Origin of the sequence: Paenibacillus sp. FSL M7-0802 (genome assembly GCF_038004945.1) — a bacterium.
Classification (GTDB): domain Bacteria; phylum Bacillota; class Bacilli; order Paenibacillales; family Paenibacillaceae; genus Paenibacillus; species Paenibacillus polymyxa_B.
In genome coordinates this window covers 1,032,696-1,051,916 of sequence record NZ_JBBOSD010000001.1, presented here as the reverse complement: position 1 = coordinate 1,051,916, position 19,221 = coordinate 1,032,696, and the positions used below count along the sequence as shown (strand labels likewise).

General features: G+C 47.4%; 17 protein-coding genes. 15 read left to right on the top strand and 2 right to left on the bottom strand.

All coding sequences use genetic code 11. The features are described 5' to 3' along the window. The first annotated feature begins 17 nt into the window (after positions 1-17). The 4 genes from abc-f to zapA all read left to right on the top strand — a co-directional run bounded on the left by abc-f (position 18) and on the right by zapA (position 8,060). On the top strand, positions 18-1,868 hold the full coding sequence (gene abc-f / locus MHB54_RS05325; RefSeq protein ID WP_264454017.1) for a ribosomal protection-like ABC-F family protein: 1,851 nt from the start codon (positions 18-20) through the stop codon (positions 1,866-1,868). Between the two features lie 450 nt (positions 1,869-2,318). Further along, the gene (gene pheS, locus MHB54_RS05320) at positions 2,319-3,350 is read left to right on the top strand and encodes a phenylalanine--tRNA ligase subunit alpha (RefSeq protein ID WP_319640886.1); all 1,032 of its coding nucleotides are present in this window, start codon (positions 2,319-2,321) and stop codon (positions 3,348-3,350) included. A gap of 28 nt (positions 3,351-3,378) precedes the next feature. Next, on the top strand, positions 3,379-5,826 hold the full coding sequence (gene pheT / locus MHB54_RS05315; protein ID WP_264454016.1) for a phenylalanine--tRNA ligase subunit beta: 2,448 nt from the start codon (positions 3,379-3,381) through the stop codon (positions 5,824-5,826). 209 nt (positions 5,827-6,035) lie between these two features. Further along, a complete protein-coding gene (gene zapA / locus MHB54_RS05310) occupies positions 6,036-8,060 on the top strand; it encodes a cell division protein ZapA (RefSeq protein ID WP_264454015.1) in 2,025 nt (674 codons plus the stop codon). A 151-nt stretch (positions 8,061-8,211) separates the two neighbouring features. On the opposite strand, the gene MHB54_RS05305 is transcribed toward zapA, so the two are convergent. Continuing rightward, positions 8,212-8,571 (bottom strand): phage holin family protein, encoded by a 360-nt coding sequence (locus MHB54_RS05305; RefSeq protein ID WP_023987773.1) that lies wholly within the window; start codon positions 8,569-8,571, stop codon positions 8,212-8,214. A gap of 152 nt (positions 8,572-8,723) precedes the next feature. On the opposite strand from MHB54_RS05305, the gene MHB54_RS05300 reads away from it, so the two are divergent. The 4 genes from MHB54_RS05300 to MHB54_RS05285 all read left to right on the top strand — a co-directional run bounded on the left by MHB54_RS05300 (position 8,724) and on the right by MHB54_RS05285 (position 13,697). Continuing rightward, a complete protein-coding gene (locus MHB54_RS05300; RefSeq protein WP_023987774.1) occupies positions 8,724-11,093 on the top strand; it encodes an endonuclease MutS2 in 2,370 nt (789 codons plus the stop codon). A gap of 58 nt (positions 11,094-11,151) precedes the next feature. Next, positions 11,152-11,565: a DUF350 domain-containing protein gene (locus MHB54_RS05295; protein WP_013309402.1), complete on the top strand. Its 414-nt coding sequence runs from the start codon at positions 11,152-11,154 to the stop codon at positions 11,563-11,565. A 54-nt stretch (positions 11,566-11,619) separates the two neighbouring features. Continuing rightward, positions 11,620-12,327 (top strand): hypothetical protein, encoded by a 708-nt coding sequence (locus MHB54_RS05290; protein ID WP_264454014.1) that lies wholly within the window; start codon positions 11,620-11,622, stop codon positions 12,325-12,327. 116 nt (positions 12,328-12,443) lie between these two features. Further along, on the top strand, positions 12,444-13,697 hold the full coding sequence (locus MHB54_RS05285; RefSeq protein ID WP_023987777.1) for an MFS transporter: 1,254 nt from the start codon (positions 12,444-12,446) through the stop codon (positions 13,695-13,697). A gap of 71 nt (positions 13,698-13,768) precedes the next feature. Here the strand turns inward: MHB54_RS05285 and MHB54_RS05280 are convergent, their stop codons facing one another. Beyond that, entirely contained in the window at positions 13,769-15,007 is a 1,239-nt protein-coding gene (locus MHB54_RS05280; protein ID WP_264454013.1) for an NAD(P)/FAD-dependent oxidoreductase, read from the bottom strand. 113 nt (positions 15,008-15,120) lie between these two features. On the opposite strand from MHB54_RS05280, the gene MHB54_RS05275 reads away from it, so the two are divergent. From MHB54_RS05275 to MHB54_RS05245, 7 genes are all read left to right on the top strand, one after another. Further along, positions 15,121-15,357 (top strand): hypothetical protein, encoded by a 237-nt coding sequence (locus tag MHB54_RS05275; protein WP_013309406.1) that lies wholly within the window; start codon positions 15,121-15,123, stop codon positions 15,355-15,357. Between the two features lie 34 nt (positions 15,358-15,391). Further along, entirely contained in the window at positions 15,392-15,778 is a 387-nt protein-coding gene (locus MHB54_RS05270) for a spore coat protein (protein ID WP_013309407.1), read from the top strand. 143 nt (positions 15,779-15,921) lie between these two features. After that, positions 15,922-16,422, top strand: a complete 501-nt coding sequence (locus MHB54_RS05265; RefSeq protein ID WP_023987779.1) for an Lrp/AsnC family transcriptional regulator — start codon at positions 15,922-15,924, stop codon at positions 16,420-16,422. 12 nt (positions 16,423-16,434) lie between these two features. Next, positions 16,435-17,646: an aminotransferase class I/II-fold pyridoxal phosphate-dependent enzyme gene (locus MHB54_RS05260; protein ID WP_023987780.1), complete on the top strand. Its 1,212-nt coding sequence runs from the start codon at positions 16,435-16,437 to the stop codon at positions 17,644-17,646. Positions 17,647-17,760: 114 nt separating this feature from the next. Continuing rightward, a complete protein-coding gene (locus MHB54_RS05255) occupies positions 17,761-17,967 on the top strand; it encodes an aspartyl-phosphate phosphatase Spo0E family protein (RefSeq protein ID WP_023987781.1) in 207 nt (68 codons plus the stop codon). A gap of 101 nt (positions 17,968-18,068) precedes the next feature. Beyond that, positions 18,069-18,638, top strand: a complete 570-nt coding sequence (locus tag MHB54_RS05250; protein ID WP_023987782.1) for a hypothetical protein — start codon at positions 18,069-18,071, stop codon at positions 18,636-18,638. Positions 18,639-18,656: 18 nt separating this feature from the next. Next, a complete protein-coding gene (locus MHB54_RS05245) occupies positions 18,657-19,220 on the top strand; it encodes a cob(I)yrinic acid a,c-diamide adenosyltransferase (RefSeq protein ID WP_028542959.1) in 564 nt (187 codons plus the stop codon). The last annotated feature ends 1 nt before the right edge of the window (position 19,221 follow it).

Here is a 19,221-nt window from a genome sequence, read left to right as displayed (position 1 = left end):
GAAAGGATGATCGTGGTATGAGAACAATTTTGCGTATTCGCAATGTAGTAAAGGATTGGAACGGGACATCTTTATTTGAGAATGTGTCGCTGGATGTGATGGAAGGAGAACGGCTTGCACTGTTTGGAAGAAATGGAGCAGGTAAAACGACGCTATTGCGAATATTGCTGGGAGATGAAGCACCAACCTCTGGTCAAGTAGAGCATGATTTGCCACTGGAAGAGCGGGGCTGGCTGAAGCAGCAGGATACGGTGGCTTGGTCTCGAACCGCACTCGAGGCCGCACAGCAGGCCAGCCCTCGGCATTGGCGTCTCAAGCAAGCGTTGGGACAGCTGGAAGCTGACCTAGCCGATGCTGGGAAGGATATGGAGCATCATCTGGAGCGTTACGGCGAGCTAATGGATGAATACGAACGCCTGCAAGGCTTTGCCTGGGAGTCTGAGGTGGAAAAGGCGCTCACTCGAATGGGAATGCCTGTCCAGACGTGGTCCATTGCTTATGGTGACCTGAGTGGCGGCCAGAAGACGAGAGTGCGATTGGCCGGACTCATGGTCAGGCAGCCGAAGCTGCTGGTGTTGGATGAGCCGACCAACCATTTGGATGCCGAAAGCTTGCTTTGGCTGGAGCAGTGGCTGTCTACGTATCCGGGAACGCTGCTGTTTGTATCGCATGACAGAGCCTTTTTGGATCGGGTGGCTACGAGTATAGTTGAGCTCACATCGACAGGTATTGGGCGCTATAAAGGCGGCTATAAGGAATATAAAGCGCAAAAGGAGCGGGAACTGCGAGAGCAGGAAGCCAGCTATCGAAAGCAGGAGCTGGCGAAACAGGCGCTGGAGGAAACGATTCGAAATTACAGGGAATGGTTTCATCAGGCGCATCGTGGCGCATCCAAGGTTGAGATGGCCGTTACTCAGAGCTTTTATAAGGCCAAGGCTAAAAAAAATATTTCCCGTTATCATGCGAAGGAGAAGGAACTAGAGCGACTGGAGGCCAATAGAGTAGAGCAACCGCGTGAGGCTGCGTCTTTGCACATGAAATTAAGTGACAGCGGGTTTCAGGCAAAATATTTGCTGCGTGCTGAGCAGGTTGACTTTAGCTACGACGACCGTATCATTGTGAAAAATCTAAATCTGATCGTTGCACGTGGAGACCGTCTGGCTGTTTGGGGGCCCAATGGAATTGGTAAAACCACGCTGCTTCGGTTATTAACAGGTCAACTGGAGCCGCAGACGGGAAAAATCACAGCCAACCCACAGTTGAACATCGGATATTTTTCACAGGAGCTGGAGCAGCTTCCGGAGGATCAAACGTTGCTGGACAGTCTGCTTGCGCTCCCGACGATGACCCAAACAGAAGCGAGAACGGTATTAGGCTGCTTTCTTTTTGCGAAAGAGGACGTGTTTAAAAGGATCGGGACACTTAGTATGGGAGAAAAATGCAGGGTAGCTTTTCTGCGTCTGTACTTTAGTGGAGCCAATCTGCTGGTGCTGGATGAACCGACGAATTATTTTGACATTGAAACCCGTGAAATTGTAGAGGATTCTTTGCGTAACTATGATGGAGCACTGGTGCTCGTCTCACATGATCGGGAGCTGGTGAGGTACACGGCAACTCGGTTACTCGATATGAAGCCGGGGGGCGGATATGAAATCTATGAGGGGACAGCCGACGAAAAGCAAGAAGATGAGCGGAGCCGTCAACGGGAGCCAGAAGACCAGGAGCGGCGTGAGGAACGTCTTCGATTACAATTGCGTCTTACAGAGTTGATGGGAATGACGGGCACGAATGACGAAAATGAGAAGTTGTTGAGCGAAATCAGGCGCATTCGTGCAAATCTGGAACGGTTGGATGATCTCGATATCTAAAGAAATGAAACGTATGCCCTGCTTGCCAAAGCGCGGTAGTTTGCATATAATAATGAACAATAGTTCGAATTTTTGAAAATGTCTTGATGGAGAAGAGTAGACAGTGTCCGATTGAACAGGGAGGAAGCGCCGTAGGATTGAGAGCGTTTCTGCAAATACTGGGCTGTTGAAGTTCGCTCCGGAGCAGTTCCTTGAACCTCAGGCGCCATGTGAATGGCGAATGTGCAAGTAGGGGATACCGGTTCACGACCGTTACAACGTGCAGAGCGAGACGATGATGCATAGCATGAACAATCACCTGTAACTAGTTGCCGTAAGGCAGAACGCCGGGTGAGCTGAGCTTATTGTCTAACGAGGGTGGTACCACGGTCTTTTCGTCCCTTACCGGGAGAAAAGACCTTTTTTTGTTGTCTGAAAAGCTGGATATGAAGAAAGGGGACTGAACAGGCGATGAGCGAAACCATCCAAATGAAGGAACATTTGCTGGCCTTGAAGGAAGAAGCACTGGAAGTATTGGAGAAGGTGGCAACACCCAAGGAGCTGGCTGATTTACGGGTCAAATATTCGGGGAAAAAGGGCGCACTGACTGAAATCTTGCGCGGTATGGGCAAGCTGACCGCGGAAGAGCGTCCGGTTGTTGGACAGGTAGCCAATGAGGTGCGCGAGGCGATTGAAGAAGTCGTTAACCGTAAGCAGGATGAGTTCACGAAAGCAGAAACTAATGAGCGTCTGCAAGCGGAAAAGATCGACGTTACGCTGCCTGGACGCGCGTTGCCGCAAGGTGGACTGCACCCGCTCAACAAAGTGATTGAGCAAATCGAGGATATTTTTACAGGTATGGGCTATCGAGTGGCTGAAGGCCCACAGGCAGAGACGGATTATTATAACTTCGAAGCATTGAACCTGCCTAAAAATCACCCAGCACGGGATATGCAGGATTCATTTTACCTGACCGAGGATCTGTTGATGCGTACCCATACGTCACCGGTTCAGATTCGTGCGATGGAAGCGATGAAGGGCGAAACGCCTATTAAGGTTATCTGTCCGGGTACAGTTTTCCGACGTGATGATGACGATGCAACGCATTCTTTTCAATTCCACCAAATTGAAGGGCTTGTCATTGGAAAAGACATTCGTATGAGTGATTTGAAAGGAACCTTACTTCAATTTGCACGCGAAATGTTTGGAGAATCGACCGAAATCCGTTTGCGACCAAGCTTCTTTCCGTTCACAGAGCCGAGTGCTGAAGTAGACGTGACTTTTGTGAAGAAAAATGGCGAACGTGTATGGATCGAAATTTTGGGCTGTGGCATGGTCCATCCGAAAGTGCTGGAGATGGGCGGTTTTGATCCCGAGGTGTACAGCGGCTTTGCATTCGGTATGGGTGTAGAGCGGATTGCTATATTGAAATACGGTATCGACGATATTCGTCATTTTTATAACAGTGACCTGTCGTTCCTGAAACAGTTTGCGCGTCAATAAACAACTATATCAAGGGAAGTGAACCCATATGAAAGTATCATTCGAGTGGCTGTCCGAGTATGTATCGCTGGACCAGGTAAGCGCGGAGGATCTAGCAGAGAAAATCACCCGTTCGGGTATAGAAATTGATGAGGTCGAGCAGCGCAATCAAGGGATTACTGGCGTCGTTGTCGGCTATGTTAAAAGCAAGGAAAAGCATCCAGATGCTGATAAGCTGAATGTATGTATTGTCGATGCAGGTCAAGAGGAAGATCTGCAAATCGTGTGTGGTGCCAAAAACGTGGATGCAGGTCAAAAGGTTCCTGTTGCAGTTGTAGGGGCAAAGTTGCCGGGAGATTTCCACATTAAAAAAGCCAAGCTACGCGGTGTTGTATCTATGGGCATGATCTGCTCGGCCAAAGAACTGGGCATGAATGACAAGCTGCTTCCAAAGGAATTGCAAGAAGGAATTTTGGTGCTGCCTGAGGATGCTGAAATTGGTATGCCAATTACGAAGCTGCTGGCGCTGGATGATCAGGTACTGGATTTTGATCTGACACCCAACCGTTCGGATTGCCTGAGCATGCACGGAGCAGCATATGAAGTGAGTGCGATTCTGGGACGTGACATTTCGCTGGCTGATCCGGCTAAGGATCTGGTGGAAATTAGCGATGCAGCAGCAGATCATCTGTCCGTGAAGGTAGATACTCCTGAACTGTGTACGCACTATGCGGCCCGTTATATCACAGGTGTAAAAGTGGGGGCTTCTCCGTTATGGATTCAAAACCGTCTGATGGCGGCAGGTGTTCGTCCGATCAACAACATCGTAGATATTACGAACTACGTCATGCTGGAATACGGTCAGCCGTTGCATGCTTTTGATGCGGATAAGCTAGAAAATGGAAATATTGAAGTTCGACTCGCTCGTGCCGGCGAAACATTGATTACACTTGACGATCAGGAGCGTAAGCTGGAGCCGCATATGCTGCTGATTACAGACGGTGTGAAACCAATTGCATTGGCAGGCGTGATGGGTGGAGCCAACTCCGAGGTTACGGATGCGACGGTCAGCATTGCGCTGGAATCTGCGAAGTTTGACGGCGGTACAGTTCGCAAAACATCCCGTCAACTTGGACTGCGTTCGGAAGCAAGTCTGCGTTTTGAAAAAGAGGTTGATCCAGGATCTGTTGTGCCTGCTGTGAATCGTGCAGCTGCGCTGATTCAGCGTTATGCGGGAGGCACTGTACACCAGGGCATCGTAGAATCTGCGTCTGCAAAAGCTGAAAACCGCATTATCAAGCTGTCGCTAGATAAAATAAACCGATATTTGGGAACCGAACTGTCTTTGCTTGAGGTGAAAACGATTTTCGGTAGACTTCATTTCGGGTGTGGCGACGCAGAGCAAGGGGTACTGGAAGTTGAAGTACCTACACGCCGTGGAGATATTACCATTGACGTGGACTTAATCGAAGAGGTAGCTCGTCTGTATGGTTACGACAATATCCCGACCACGCCGATTGAAGGTCCGACAACTCCGGGAGCTTTGACAGCATCGCAATCATTGCGCCGCTCCCTGCGCAGATTGCTGGCTCATGGTGGTTGGCAGGAGACGATCAGCTACTCTTTTGTACATCCGCAGAGTACGAGGTTATTTAATGCCCTGACAGAAGGTAGCCATCCGGTACGTTTGGCTATGCCTATGAGCGAAGACCGTAGTGTTTTGCGTACGAGTATCATTCCACAGATGCTGGATACAGCAGTGTACAACATGAATCGCAAGCAAGACAATCTGGCGATTTTTGAGATGGGAACGGTATTTTATACAGAGGAACAAACATTAACCCGTCAGCCGCAGGAAATTCAAGTGCTTAGTCTACTGCTGACTGGGGTACGCCGTGAAAAACAATGGAATATTGGTGCTGAAAAGGTTGATTTCTTTGATATTAAAGGCGCGCTTGAAACGGTGTTTGAGTATTTCGGGTTGAGTGCCAGCATTCGTTATGTGGCTGACCAACCGCAAAGCTACCATCCGGGCCGTTCCGCTTCGGTATGGCTGGATGTGAATGGGAACTCTCAACGGATCGGTACCATTGGGCAGATTCATCCGGAGCTGCAACAATCTTATGGGCTGAATGATACGTATGTAGCGGAAATTGCGTTGCAACAGGTCGTTGAACACGCAAACTCTCATATTCAGTTCAGAGAGCTGGCTCGCTTCCCATCCGTGGAACGTGACATTGCCCTCGTGGTAAATAAAGACGTTGAGGCAGGTGAACTGCTTCGTGTTATTCACGCTGCAGGCGGAGAGCTATTGCAGGATGCGCGAGTGTTTGATGTATTTACAGGCAGTAAGCTTGGTGAAGATAAGAAGAGCGTAGCTATCTCTCTTACCTATCGTCATTGGGAGCATACGTTGACGGATGAAGAGATCAATGCGGCGCATACTCCTGTCGTTACGTCTCTGGAACAAACTTTTGGAGCGGAATTGAGAAAGTAGCAGGAAATGCGGGAAGCTGTATCGAATCTTAGTGACAGAGGTTCGATACGGCTTTTTGGCCTATCATCATAGGAGCTCTCTTACTCTGATATTTACCCGCTGCGGGGAAGCCGGACTAATAAGGTTGAACGCTTCACGGAAGGCGGGTTACCATAGTACCGGACACACCTTAGAATCAACATACAGTAGTATTGAAGGAGGGCATAATTGTGACTACACCAGATCGTACTCGCGTCACTGTAGAGATCTACGGTACTTCTTATAAACTCGTCGGCAGCAATACCGATTATATGAAGCAGGTTGCCAATTACGTGGATGAGCGTATGCACAGCATTTCTCAAGCTCATTCGCGTCTGGATATGCCCCGAATTGCCGTGCTGGCTGCGGTTCATATGGCAGAAGAAGCTGTACAAATCCAGGAAATTCAGAGTCATATGAACCGCTTAGCAGCGGAACGAGCAGAGCTCCGGGGGGATCTGGCGCAACTCCAGACGGCTCTAGGGGAACAGCAGCAAAAAAATACAGATATGCATCAATCTCTTATTCAACTAAAGGAAGAAAAGGAAGCAACGCAGAAGAAGCTGATGGAAACCGAATCTGTATCAGCCAAGGAGATTGCCCAATTGAAGGCAAAGCTGGAACAGCAGGAGAAAAAAACGGCTGAACTTGAAAATGGACAAAAACAAGCTAAACGTGAATTGGAGGAGTCTCGTCAAGAAGCTTCTCGCAAGCTGAAAGAGCAGCAGGAGGCGGCCAATGCCCGTATCCGGCAGATAGAAGAGCAGATGAAGAAGGAAGTATCCGAAGCGGCTAAACAGGCTGAAGCCAGGCTGTCAACTGCAGAGAAGACACATCAGGAGCAAAAGCGTACAGAACTGGACAAGCTGCGATCTGCTTTGCAGCAAGAGCATAGTAAGAAGGTAAGCGAATGGCAGACCAAGTGCTCCGGGCTGAATGAGCAGCTGGAGCAGGAACGTAAACAGGCTGAATTGGCGTTGAATGAAGAAAAGCTACAGCATCAGGAAGCGCAGAAACGAGCTGATGAAGCTGCACTGGAGCAGGAGATTCGGGTCGAGGAGCTTCAGGAACAATTAGAACAAGTACAGGCAGGCAGTACAGAGCTTTCTTCTCGTCTGGGAGAGGCTCAAGAGCAAGCAAGAGTACTGAAGCAACAACAGTCCGAGCTGGAGTCTGTACTGGAAACACAGCGACAGGTTGCGATAGAGCGAGAGCAGGCAGATACGCTTGCACGTGAAGAACTGCAAGGCCGATATGATCAATTAGAAGCTGAAGCCAAGGCTACGCAGCAGCAGACGGCTAAGCTGGAGGAAGAACAGCGGCGGATGCAGAAGCTGCTGGAGCAAGCTCACGTATCTTCTCGCAAGCTGCAAAGTGAGCTGGCTACGCTAGCTGAAAGCGAGAAGTCATGGAAGAAACTTGCAGAAGAACGCCAGTTGGCAGTTGATGAGCTGGAGCTCTCCCTGCTGGAAGCACGTGAACAGAAGGAAGCAATACAGGAGCAATTACAGCACGCAGCGGCTGAGCTCGAAGCTATTAATGATAAATTTGCTTCACAACAGCAACGGCTAGTTCAACTCGAAGCGAGAATCAAGGAGCTTTCACCTGAGCTGATTCGCGTTCAGGATGAGCTTGAGAAAGCCAAAGTCCGAGAGCAAGAGGGAGCTAAGGCGTATCAATCGCTTCAGGAGCAATATGGAAGCATGAAGAGCCGAGCTGGACAGCTGGAGCAAAATATCAAGCAGCTTCAACAGGAAGATCACGAACGGCGGAGTAAACTGGAACGTGCTGAGGAAGAATCTCTGGAGTGGCAACTTAAATACGATCAGTTGAAGGCAGAAGCGGAACGTCTGGAAGCTGAAGATGCTGCCCGTAAGGAAGAATTTGCATCTTGGGAACGGGAAATAGCGGTAACAGTTGAACAAAAGGAACAGCTTCAGGAGGAGACTCGTTTGGCGGTTGAAGCTGCCAAAACGGCGAAAGCTGAACAGCAGTCCATAGAGCAGGAACGAATGGCCTTGCAGTCTGAATTGGACGAAGTGGGTCAAAAATATGAAATGGCGGCGCATCAGCTTCGTCTGTTACAAGTACAACAGGACGTAGATCGGGAAAATACGGAGAAGATTTCTACAGAATTACGTCAATTACAGGAAGAGTACACTAAGCTTCAAACGGAGTACAATGAATGGATTGAACTTATCGAACAGGATCAGTAGATACGGATTATAAATGTATGGCAATCCCCGGCTGCTCATCGCCGGGGATTGTTTGCTTATTGTATCCACTCAGAAGTGTTTATGACAAAAAGCTGTCCTTTGGCAGACGAAATCTGCTTCGGGACAGCTTTGCCGGGAGGGTCTACTGAAATTATTTCCCGTCTTTGCGACCGGCTTCAAACGGTGTCGATACCGGAATGAACAGGTCGATAATCCCGATAACCAATGCAGCGAGCAATGCGCCCAGAACGGAAACACTGACATTGGTCACCACATACTGAGCGATCCAGATAACCAGAGCGCTCACTAGAAAACCTACGATACCGCGTCCAAATGGAGAAACGCGTCGGCCGAACACTGCCTCGATGATGTAACCAACCAAGGCAATGACAATGGCAAGAATCAGCGCGCTCCAAAAGCCGCCTACACTAAATCCGGGAACGATCCAGCTTACGACCATCAGCACCAGAGCGGCAACGATGAAACGTACAATGTGCCCGAGAATGCTCACGGAATAACCTCCTTTGTTTTTTGAATTTACAGGGTTAGACAAAGGTTAGTGTGTGGCATGAAGAGCTTTCTTATGTGTAAAACAGAGTTGGCAAATAGCGTAAGTTTGCTGCTTTCGGTATAATATAGATATAAGTGAAAGGAGTAGTGAAGTTGGACTCTAAAATTTTCAAAACCCTTGAATATCAAAAAATTCTAAATAAACTAAGTCACTATGCCCAAACGGCAACGGGACAACAGACAGCCCTTCGACTACAGCCCAGCGATGATTTGGAGCATATCAAGAAAATGCTGAAAGGCACGGATGAGGCTTATGCTGCTGATCGCCTCAAAGGAGTGCCTTCATTTAACGGAGTAGTAGATATCACTCCGGCGGTGAAGCGTGCCCGTATTGGTGGAACGTTAAGCCCGCAGGAGTTGCTCGGCATTCGGACAACAGTTCAGGCCGCACGCCGTATACAGGTATACGTGACAAGTTTGCATGAGGAAAATCCTGTCGAAACATTGCTGTATTGGAGTGAGCAGCTTTCGGAGCAGAGAGGTTTGGAAAACTCCATTAAAGGCTGTATTGACGAGAATGCAGAGGTGCTGGATTCTGCCAGCACAGAGCTTTCTCAAATCCGTCGGGAGCTGCGCTCGGGAGAAGTGCGTATTCGTGAAAAGCTGGATTCCATGATTCGTTCCTCAACTGTCTCCAAAATGCTTCAAGATCAGTTGATTACGATTCGCGGAGATCGGTTTGTGATCCCGGTTAAGGCCGAATACCGTTCTTATTTTGGCGGAATTGTTCATGATCAATCCGGGTCTGGTGCAACATTGTTTATCGAGCCTGAATCCATCGTAGCCATGAACAATAAGCTGAGGGAAACAAGGCTGAGAGAAGAGCGTGAAATTGAAGTCATTTTACAAAAGCTGACCGCACTCGTCGCAGAACAAGCAGATATGTTGCTGTATGATGTGGACATTTTGGGCAATCTTGATTTTATTTTTGCAAAAGCGCGTCTCGCCCGTGAAATGAAGGCAACCTTACCTTTAATGAATGACCGCGGATATTTGAAGCTGAAAAAGGGCAGACATCCTCTAATTCCGTTGGAGCAGGTTGTTCCCATTGATGTGGAGTTAGGCAATTCATACACCTCTATTATCGTTACCGGACCGAACACAGGGGGGAAAACCGTTACCCTGAAAACCATTGGCCTACTTAGCTTGATGGCGATGTCTGGACTGTTTGTACCTGTTGAGGATGAAAGCCAGCTGTGTGTATTTGATGCAATCTATGCCGATATTGGTGACGAGCAGAGCATTGAGCAAAACTTGAGTACATTTTCCAGTCACATGACCAATATCATTAGCATCCTGAAAAATATGACGCCAAAAAGTCTTGTATTGCTTGACGAAGTGGGGGCAGGAACGGACCCCGCAGAAGGTTCGGCTCTGGCTGTATCTATTTTGGAGCATATACATGCCATGGGTTGCCGCATGGTTGCGACGACTCACTATAGTGAATTGAAGGCGTATGCCTATGAGCGCAAAGGAATTATTAATGCAAGCATGGAGTTTGATGTCGCTACATTAAGCCCGACTTACCGCCTTCTGGTCGGTGTACCCGGACGAAGTAATGCATTTGCCATTGCCGAGCGATTGGGATTGCCAGGGCGTATTTTAGACTATGCCCGTGGTGAGGTAACGGAAGAAGACCAGCGCGTTGAGCACATGATCGCGTCACTGGAGCAGAACCGTTTGACAGCTGAGCAAGAACGGGAAAAAGCGGAGCAGCTACGTAAGGAAATGGAAGCATTGCGTAGCCGTCATCAGATGGAGCTGGATAAGCTGGAGTCCCAACGGGACCGTATGCTGGAAAAAGCTGAGGACGAAGCAAGGGTTCTCGTGGATAAGGCTCGTAGTGAAGCAGAGAAAATCATTACTGATTTGCGTAAATTGGCTCAGGAAGAAGGGGCCTCGGTTAAGGAGCATAAGCTGATTGCAGCTCGCAGAGAACTGGATGAGGCTGAACCGAAACAACGCAAAAAAAGTACCGTCAAACGCCCGGCTGCTACGCGTACTCGTTCTATCATGGCTGGCGATGAAGTATCCGTCCACAGTCTAAATAAAAAAGGCCACGTGGTTGAACTGTCCGGTACCAAGGAAGCTGTGATTCAACTGGGAATCATGAAGATGAAGGTCAGTCTGGATGATCTGGAACTACTGCAACCTGCACAAACAACGACTCCAAGAGTTCAAAAACCAGTGACTGGCGTTAAGCGGACACGGGATGATAACGTACGAAGTGAACTTGATCTTCGGGGGGCGAACGTGGAGGAAGCCTTGATGGAAGTGGACCGCTTCATGGATGAAGCGTTTCTGGCCAATCTGGGTCAGGTACACATTATTCATGGTAAAGGTACGGGTGTCCTGAGAACCGGTATTCAGGAGTACCTCCGCAAGCATAAGCATGTGAAAAGCTACCGTATCGGTAATTACAATGAAGGCGGCACAGGCGTAACAGTTGCTGAATTGGAATAGCTAGGGGTTGCCGGCTTTGCCCGGGAATGCTTGGTAGAACGGGAGGGACGAAGTGAAGATGGCGATTGATGAATTGCTGTCACATCCGTTGGGGATGATGCTGGGTTATTTCTCGGTGGCGGTGCTGGAGCTAATTGTATTTTTGTCGTGTTTTGAGCTGGTAACCCGCTATAAATGCTGGGAAGAGATCAAGCGCGGTAATGTTTCGGTAGCCATGGCTACGGGAGGGAAAATGTTCGGTATTTGCAACGTACTCCGCTTTGCAATGGAAGCCAAATCCAGTGTGTATGATACGATGATTTGGTCGTTCGTTGGCTTTTTACTGCTTCTTGCGGCGTACTTTCTTTTTGAGTTTCTGACACCAGTATTTTCTATCGATCAACAGATTAAAGAGGATAATCGTGCTGTCGGCTTGTTCTCCATGATTATTTCCATATCTTTATCTTATGTGATCGGTGCCAGTGTAACTTGACACATCTTGTATACTAGAGCTTGGTATACGCTTGGAACGGAAGGATGATAAAGCTTGGAAATGACTATTTGTCCATGGTGTAACATGGAAATTATTTGGGATGAAGAATTAGGACCTGAGGAAGAGTGTCCTTATTGCCATAATGATCTAGAAGGGTACTCTGACATCACCGATGATGAAGATGAGTCTGTTTCTCCACCTGTTCATAGACATGCCGGTGAGCATGGACATGAAGAGACGAAACATGATCATGTGGCTTCTGTAACCCCGGCGCCCCACTCTCATGGAAAAGAAGACCTGAAGGGTTATCGGACATTGAGTATTCAGCTCGGTGATGATGAGGAGCAGGATATTTTATATGAGGCAGAGGATGAAATCGTAGTTGAAAAACCGGTTGATGCACCGTTGTTGCAGGATAATGAGCTTCATAAGTTGCCCGTGCTGCATACTTTGCAAAAATTTGAAGAAAGCGGTGCGGATCTGATGGCTTATGAACAAGGCGCTGAACAAATACTCGACAGACAAGATGAGGTTCTTGAATGTTCTCAATGTGGGGAGTACATGCTGCATGCAGGTTCGCAAACCGTAACCAGAGAAGGTTTTGAACCGTCGATGTCTCCAGCGCTTGGCAAGCCCGTTCTGGATTTGCCGTTCGTCTTGAATGTTTATGTGTGCCCTAGCTGCTTCCATGTCCAGCAGACACTGTCAGAGAATGACCGACTGCGGATGCTGGAGAAGCTCAGCGGTATTTCCAACAATTAAATAGCAATTCCCCGGATAGGCCCAAGCTCAATACGGGCATCTTAAATCGAAGAAATCTTTGAACAAGCTGGCTTGAAATAAGCTGATTGGTGATTTTTCGGTTAGGGGGAACTGCATTGAAATCAAACCTGAACGGACAATCCATTCTGCTATTAAGCTTGAATGGATTGTTTGTGTTTGCAGCAGCATTGTCAGGCACATTTCTTAACGTGTATTTGTGGAAAAGCAGGCAGGATTACGCGATGATCGGCTGGTTTAATGTCAGTCAACAAATTGCACTGGGAATTATGGTCTGGGTGGCTGGAAAGTGGGTCAAGGAACATAACAAAATGAATGCCCTACGCGTGGGGACCGCATTATCAGGCCTATTTTATCTGATCGTGTTATATACGGGACCGCAGGCTGTGAACTACATATGGCCGCTCGGGATGCTGCTGGGTGCAGCATTAGGTTTATTCTGGCTGGCGTTTAATGTGATTTTTTTCGAAGTCACGGATCAGGCAAGCCGTGATCATTTTAACGGATGGGTGGGTCTGCTGGGCTCGTTTTCTGGTATAGTGGGTCCTTGGCTGTCCGGTTGGATTATTGCCCGTATGGAGGATGACGCAGGTTATCGCGTGATATTCAGTATTTCCTTGGCCTTTTATGTCGTAGGAGTGGTGCTTAGTTTCTTTCTTCGCAAACGTAAGCCGACAGGAAATTACAATTGGAAAGAGCCCAAGCAACGATTGTCACAAAAAGGGAGTATGTGGCGTCCGTTGTCGTTATCGCTTATTGCCCAGGGCATCCGTGAAGGGGTGTTTGCCTTCCTGATTACGCTGCTCGTATATGTAGCTACCCAACAGGAATGGAAGCTGGCACAGTTTTCACTTATCACCTCGGCGGTATCATTTTTCAGCTTTTGGGCTGTCGGAAAATGGCTCAAGCCACACTATCGTTCGGCGGGTATGCTGTTGGGTGCCGTGTTGTTGGTGATCGCGCTATTACCGTTATTGTGGCGTATGGAGTATAGCACACTACTGATTATGGGGATCGGCACCGCTTTATTTATGCCTTTATATTTAATTCCCATGATTTCTGCGAGCTTTGATTTAATGGGGACGAGTAAAGGAGATGCCAATCAGAGAGTGGAACTGGTTGTACTGCGCGAACTATGCTTAATGGTAGGCCGATTGACCGGAACACTCATTTTCTTGGGTGTCCTAAGTATCAGCAAGGCTCCTACGGCGATGATCTGGTTGTTGATTGGCCTTGCATTGATGCCAGTGCTCGGATGGTTTTTTATGCGAAGTGTGCTGAAAATGGAACAAAAGACGAAGCAGAGCAAATCTCATTCCCATGCACAACGCTGGCACAAGCAAACCGAATAGTTTGAAAATACATTAAAAAAGACCTCCAGACCCAATTAGTAGGGGAAAGAGGTTCTTTTTGTATTCATATGTTAAACCATCGGTTCCGTTGTTTCAGGCGAGGGCTTGGTAGTACGGTTTAGAGAATAAAGCTCCATTTCAGGTCGGTGTGTGCCCGTCAGTTCATCAGCCAATAGCTGTGCGGCCATCATACTCGTAACCGTCCCATTTCCCCCGTAACCCTCCAAAAAATAGCAGTTTGGAAAACGTAGATGTGGACCAATATACGGCAAGCCGTCGTGAGAGGAGCCGAATACAGCCGCCCAAGCATAGTCGATCTGAAATGGAACACCGGGAAAATGCTCCTGTAGTGTTTGCAATAGCTTTTGCTGTTGGTGTAGCAGCCTGATTTCACGTTGATTGGCGTCCAGTACAGGTTCATCCAAACCACCAATAATGATGCGTCCTTCCGGTGTTGAGCGTATGTACAGATAAGGACGAGCAGTTTCCCAGATCAGACACTGCTCATGCCACAAGGGAACATCTCCGATTGGATTGGTGGCGATAGCATAAGAGCTTTCCAGAACGGCTCCGCGATCTGTTTTAATCTCCTGTGTTTCATAACCCGTTGCAAAAATGATTTTTTTCGCTCGGATAATTCCACCGCTGGTATAACAAACAACTTCATTTTCATTAAATTCAAAATGCTTGGCTTCCGTATGCTCATATAAGCGTACACCGAGACGGCTGGCGGATTGCAACAGTCCTTGGGCAAACAAAAATGGATTAACCTCGGCATCTTCGTGCGTGTACAAGGCTGCTGATTTTCGAAAAGGAAATCGGGCTGCAATCTGTTGCTCATCCCAGTATTCGACGGGAAATCCAAACCGGGTTAGCTGTTTGTACTCTTCCTGAAGGATCTGCACATCCTCCGATGTACTTGCATAGTACAGGCTACTGCGGCGTATAAAGGACGGATCAACTTCCAGCGTGGTAGACAGTTTTTCCAACTGATCCAGAGCATCTTTGCACATACGGTAAAACAGTACACCGTTCGTTTCACCAAACGTATTGATGAAGGAGGTTAAGGTCTTATCATTGCTATATTGCAGCAGTCCGGTATTGGCCGAAGAACTTCCATGTACCAGCTTGCGTTTATCAATAACCACGGTGTCTACCTGTCGTTCTCCCAATAGCCGGGAGCAGATGGACCCACCCATCCCGCCTCCGATGATCAGTACATCACAATTTAAATCCTCTGCCAAAGGCGGAAAATCCGATGTTTGCTCCAAGGTACTCGGCCAATACGTATTCCCGCTAATCAATTCCATATAAACAGCACTCCTTATAGGCAATATGTAGTATCTCTTATGTGTACATAGTATTTCGCCAAACGGACAAGATAACCAGCGTGCAACAAAACATTTAAGGAGGCACAGAGACTATGCAATCTACCAACATGCAACCCTTGACAGGCAAAGAGCTGGAGTACATCGTGGACTCCATTTCCAATGAAGAACTGCTGCTCAAGCAATGTACGGCGACAGCAGCATCCATTCAGCATCCAGCCATTCAGCAAGCTTGTCTGCAATTCGCGAGAACTCATGAGAACCACCTGAACCTGCTTTCCAATGCACTTCAACAGCACCAGCAGCTTGCTCCTATGCAACCGCAGCAGTAATTATGGATTAACCAATAAAGGAGGTAATATCACGATGTTTTCACAGAACAATACGTCATTTATGCCCGAAGAAGATTTGCTCTATACCATTCTTGCCGATATGAAACGCACGGTGGGAGAGTATACAACAGCGACAACGGAATCCAATTGTCCGTCTGTGCGTCAGATGTTCACCGACCTTACGAACGATACGCTGCGCCTACAAGGCGATTTGTATCGTCTGATGAGTCAAAACAATATGTACTCCACTTCGTCAAAAGCACTGCGCATCGATTTGGACAAACAGATTCAAGAAGCTCGCAAGACCCAACACGAATGCCAACAGTTCATTCAGCAAAAGTCGTCATCAGCGGGGGGATATGGTCAACCTATGCATCAGCAAGGGCAGCCTACTCACCAGAATAACCCTTACTATATGTAAACGGGATATTCCGTTTTTGAAGCAATTTCCCATAACAGCCGTCCGTCTGCCGGGTTTACCGGGGCGGACGGTTTTTCTTTGCAGGTTTAAAGTGCGTATTGTATGATGTATAGTAATCTCTTTCGATGGAGGCCTTATGTAGAATGACAGAGCTAAATGGTTTGAAATTAAAAGTGCTGGAATTGTTAAAAGAAGATGCAAGAAGAACACCGACTTTGTTGGCTACTTTACTGGGGGTTGACGAGCAGGATGTACGCACCTCAATTAAAGAGCTAGAAGACCAACATGTAATCGTTAAGTACGCCGCCGTAGTCAATTGGGATAAAGTCGACGACGAAAAGGTTACTGCTTTGATTGAAGTACAGATTACACCCGAGCGTGGAAGAGGATTTGAAGGTATTGCAGAACGGATTTATTTGTATCCGCAAGTTAAATCGGTTTATCTCATGTCTGGAGCATACGACTTGCTGGTAGAAGTTGAAGGCCGCAACCTCCGTGAGGTCGCTAATTTTGTGTCGGAGAAACTGTCTCCTATTGACTCGGTCTTGTCCACCAAGACTAATTTTACGCTTAAAAAATACAAGCAGGACGGAATTATCTTTGAGGATCATCAGGAAGATAATCGTCTGGTGATTTCGCCGTAAAGGAAGATCATGATGAATCTCAAAACAGAAGCATTTACCGACAGTAACAAAGCCATGAGTTCCTATTTGTCCCCGTTGGTGCGCGAGATCCCATCTTCGGGCATTCGTAAGTTTTTTGACTTGGTGGGTGGCAACAAGGATATTATTACCCTTGGTGTAGGCGAACCGGATTTTACAACCCCTTGGCATATGCGGGAAGCCTGTGTCTATTCATTAGAGCGAGGTTTTACCAGCTATACGTCTAATGCGGGAACGCCAGAACTGCGTGAAGCGATTAGTGATTATCTGAATGAGCAATTTGAAGTTAATTATGATCCTAAAAATGAGATTATTGTGACCGTTGGGGGAAGCGAGGCGATTGATCTTGCCTTGCGTGCGTTAATTGTACCTGGCGACGAAATTCTCGTGCCCGAGCCGTGTTACATTTCATATTCTCCAATCACTTCAATTGGAGGCGGGATTCCGGTAGGTATTGAAACATTTGCTAAGGATGAATTTAAGCTGACGGCTGAGGCGTTGGAGGCAAAAATTACACCTAAATCCAAGGTGCTGATTTTATGCTATCCGAGTAATCCAACTGGGGCTACGATGACTTATGAAGATTGGCTTCCGATTGCCGAAGTCGTGGAAAAGCATGATTTGATCGTCATTTCTGATGAAATTTATGCTGAATTGAATTATGGAGAGAAGCATGTTAGTTTTGCCGCTATGCCTGGTATGATGGATCGTACGATTCTCGTCAGTGGTTTCTCCAAAGCCTTCGCCATGACAGGCTGGCGTATTGGATATACATGCGGACATCCAGATCTGATTGCGGCTATGCTCAAAATCCATCAGTACACCGTAATGTGTGCGCCTTCTATGGGGCAAGTTGCGGCACTGGAAGGCTTGCGGAATGGTTTGGGTGAGAAAGATCGTATGGTAGAAGCCTATAATCAGCGTCGCCGTCTGATGGTTGAAGGGTTCCGGGAAATCGGCCTGGAGTGCCATGAGCCAAGAGGGGCTTTTTATGTTTTCCCTAGTATTCAAAGCACGGGACTTAGCTCAGATGAATTTGCACAGCGTCTATTGGCAGAGGCTAAAGTTGCGGCTGTACCGGGTAATGTGTTCGGTTTGGGAGGCGAAGGCTATCTTCGTTGCTCATACGCGACTTCTGTTGCTCAGCTGACGGAGGCACTGGATCGGATTGGTCATTTTGTAGAAAAAGTAAGAAAAGAAGGTTAAAATTATTTTTTTATGGGTAATTCATAAAAAATAGTCTTTTATTTCTAAATTTCTATGCTATAATTTGAATTCGAAAGCAGGAAGTTCAATTTTTCAATTGTAGGAGGAATGCTCATGTCATATGTTGGATATAATTCGTCTAGTTCAATAGGATACGACATTTCCCTAGAAGATGAAATTTTGTTCCTGCGCAATGAGATGATGCGGACGTTTCAGGAAGAGCAGTCCTTCACCTCTGATCTTGTCATCGAGATTAGTTGCAAGCTCGATTTGAAAATCAATGAATACATGAAAATGTATGGTACGGAATGCAAGGTTTAACCGTGTGAAGTCAGCCAAAGGTAAGAAGGAGGCCGTAGGGCCTTCTTTTTTTGCGTTCACAACTTATGATATATTAATGGCATGGAAGAGGGGGCGTACATATGAGAACAGGGCTAAAAAGGCTATCGCCATGGATTATCGGAATGTTGACACTTGTATTATTGGCTGGATGTGGGGGACGGGACAAGGACAGCTTCTCCATTTTTATTATGGATAAAGGGGATGCTTCAGTCATCCGTGAAGAGCTGGCACAAAAGCTTAAGGATAAGCTGGGCGAACAGGCTCCGACTATTGAGATTTCAGTCAGTCCGCTGTATAACCAGCAGAAGCTGGTTGTAGAATATGCGGCCGGGGAGCATGATCTGTTTCTTTTGCCGGAAGAGGACATGAAGCTGTATGGACAGAATGGTTCGAATCTGCCGTTAGATGATGCTTTTGACAAGAAGACGTACGCTCGGGGCGTGTTCGAGGGCGGCGTATTTAAGAAGAAGGGGCAGGAGGAAGAAGAAACAGATGTAAGCAAGGAAACTCATTTGTTCGGAATTCCGGTGGAGCAGATGAAGATGTTTAAGGAGCTAAAATATAACTCAAAAACATTATTTGCTACCGTGCCGCCTCGTACAAGCAATAAGGAAGAAGCCATCAAGGTGCTGAAAGCACTTACGGAATGATAAGGGGGATGGAGTAATATGGGGATCTATACCAGAACAGGTGATGAAGGACAAACTTCTGTGATTGGAGGTCGAGTGTCCAAAGATGATGACCGTGTGGAGGCATACGGTACAATTGACGAGCTGAACAGCTTTGTAGGACAAGCGATCAGCTTTGCCGAAGGGGAAAAGTTTGCGGATATTCGGACTCAATTGGAGGAAATACAGCAGGAGCTGTTTGATTGTGGTTCGGATTTGGCGTTTGTTAAAATCAGTGAAAGCAAATATAAGGTGAAAGACGAGCTGGCAGAGCGACTGGAAGGCTGGATTGATGCATGTCAGGAGGAAAATCCGAAGGTGGAGCGTTTTATTATACCGGGTGGTAGCACATTATCCTCAACGCTTCATGTTTGCCGTACGGTTTGCCGACGCGCGGAACGCCGTGCTGTTACACTAGGTAAACATACGGACATCAATCCGGCGGTACGTCGGTATTTGAACCGTCTTTCCGATTATTTCTTTGCCGTTGCTCGCACAGCGAATGTCCGTCAGGGTGTGCCCGATGTCGAATATGTGCGCAGCAAAAAAGTGTTCCGCAAATAAG

Bases quoted from the DNA above. Each gene is read 5' to 3' on its own strand.
- abc-f (WP_264454017.1), top strand. From the start codon at position 18: ATGAGAACAATTTTGCGTATTCGCAATGTAGTAAAGGATTGGAACGGG.
- pheS (WP_319640886.1), top strand. From the start codon at position 2,319: ATGAGCGAAACCATCCAAATGAAGGAACATTTGCTGGCCTTGAAGGAA.
- pheT (WP_264454016.1), top strand. From the start codon at position 3,379: ATGAAAGTATCATTCGAGTGGCTGTCCGAGTATGTATCGCTGGACCAG.
- MHB54_RS05295 (WP_013309402.1), top strand. From the start codon at position 11,152: ATGGCGATTGATGAATTGCTGTCACATCCGTTGGGGATGATGCTGGGT.
- MHB54_RS05280 (WP_264454013.1), bottom strand. From the start codon at position 15,007: ATGGAATTGATTAGCGGGAATACGTATTGGCCGAGTACCTTGGAGCAA.
- MHB54_RS05275 (WP_013309406.1), top strand. From the start codon at position 15,121: ATGCAATCTACCAACATGCAACCCTTGACAGGCAAAGAGCTGGAGTAC.
- MHB54_RS05270 (WP_013309407.1), top strand. From the start codon at position 15,392: ATGTTTTCACAGAACAATACGTCATTTATGCCCGAAGAAGATTTGCTC.
- MHB54_RS05265 (WP_023987779.1), top strand. From the start codon at position 15,922: ATGACAGAGCTAAATGGTTTGAAATTAAAAGTGCTGGAATTGTTAAAA.
- MHB54_RS05260 (WP_023987780.1), top strand. From the start codon at position 16,435: ATGAATCTCAAAACAGAAGCATTTACCGACAGTAACAAAGCCATGAGT.
- MHB54_RS05255 (WP_023987781.1), top strand. From the start codon at position 17,761: ATGTCATATGTTGGATATAATTCGTCTAGTTCAATAGGATACGACATT.
- MHB54_RS05250 (WP_023987782.1), top strand. From the start codon at position 18,069: ATGAGAACAGGGCTAAAAAGGCTATCGCCATGGATTATCGGAATGTTG.
- MHB54_RS05245 (WP_028542959.1), top strand. From the start codon at position 18,657: ATGGGGATCTATACCAGAACAGGTGATGAAGGACAAACTTCTGTGATT.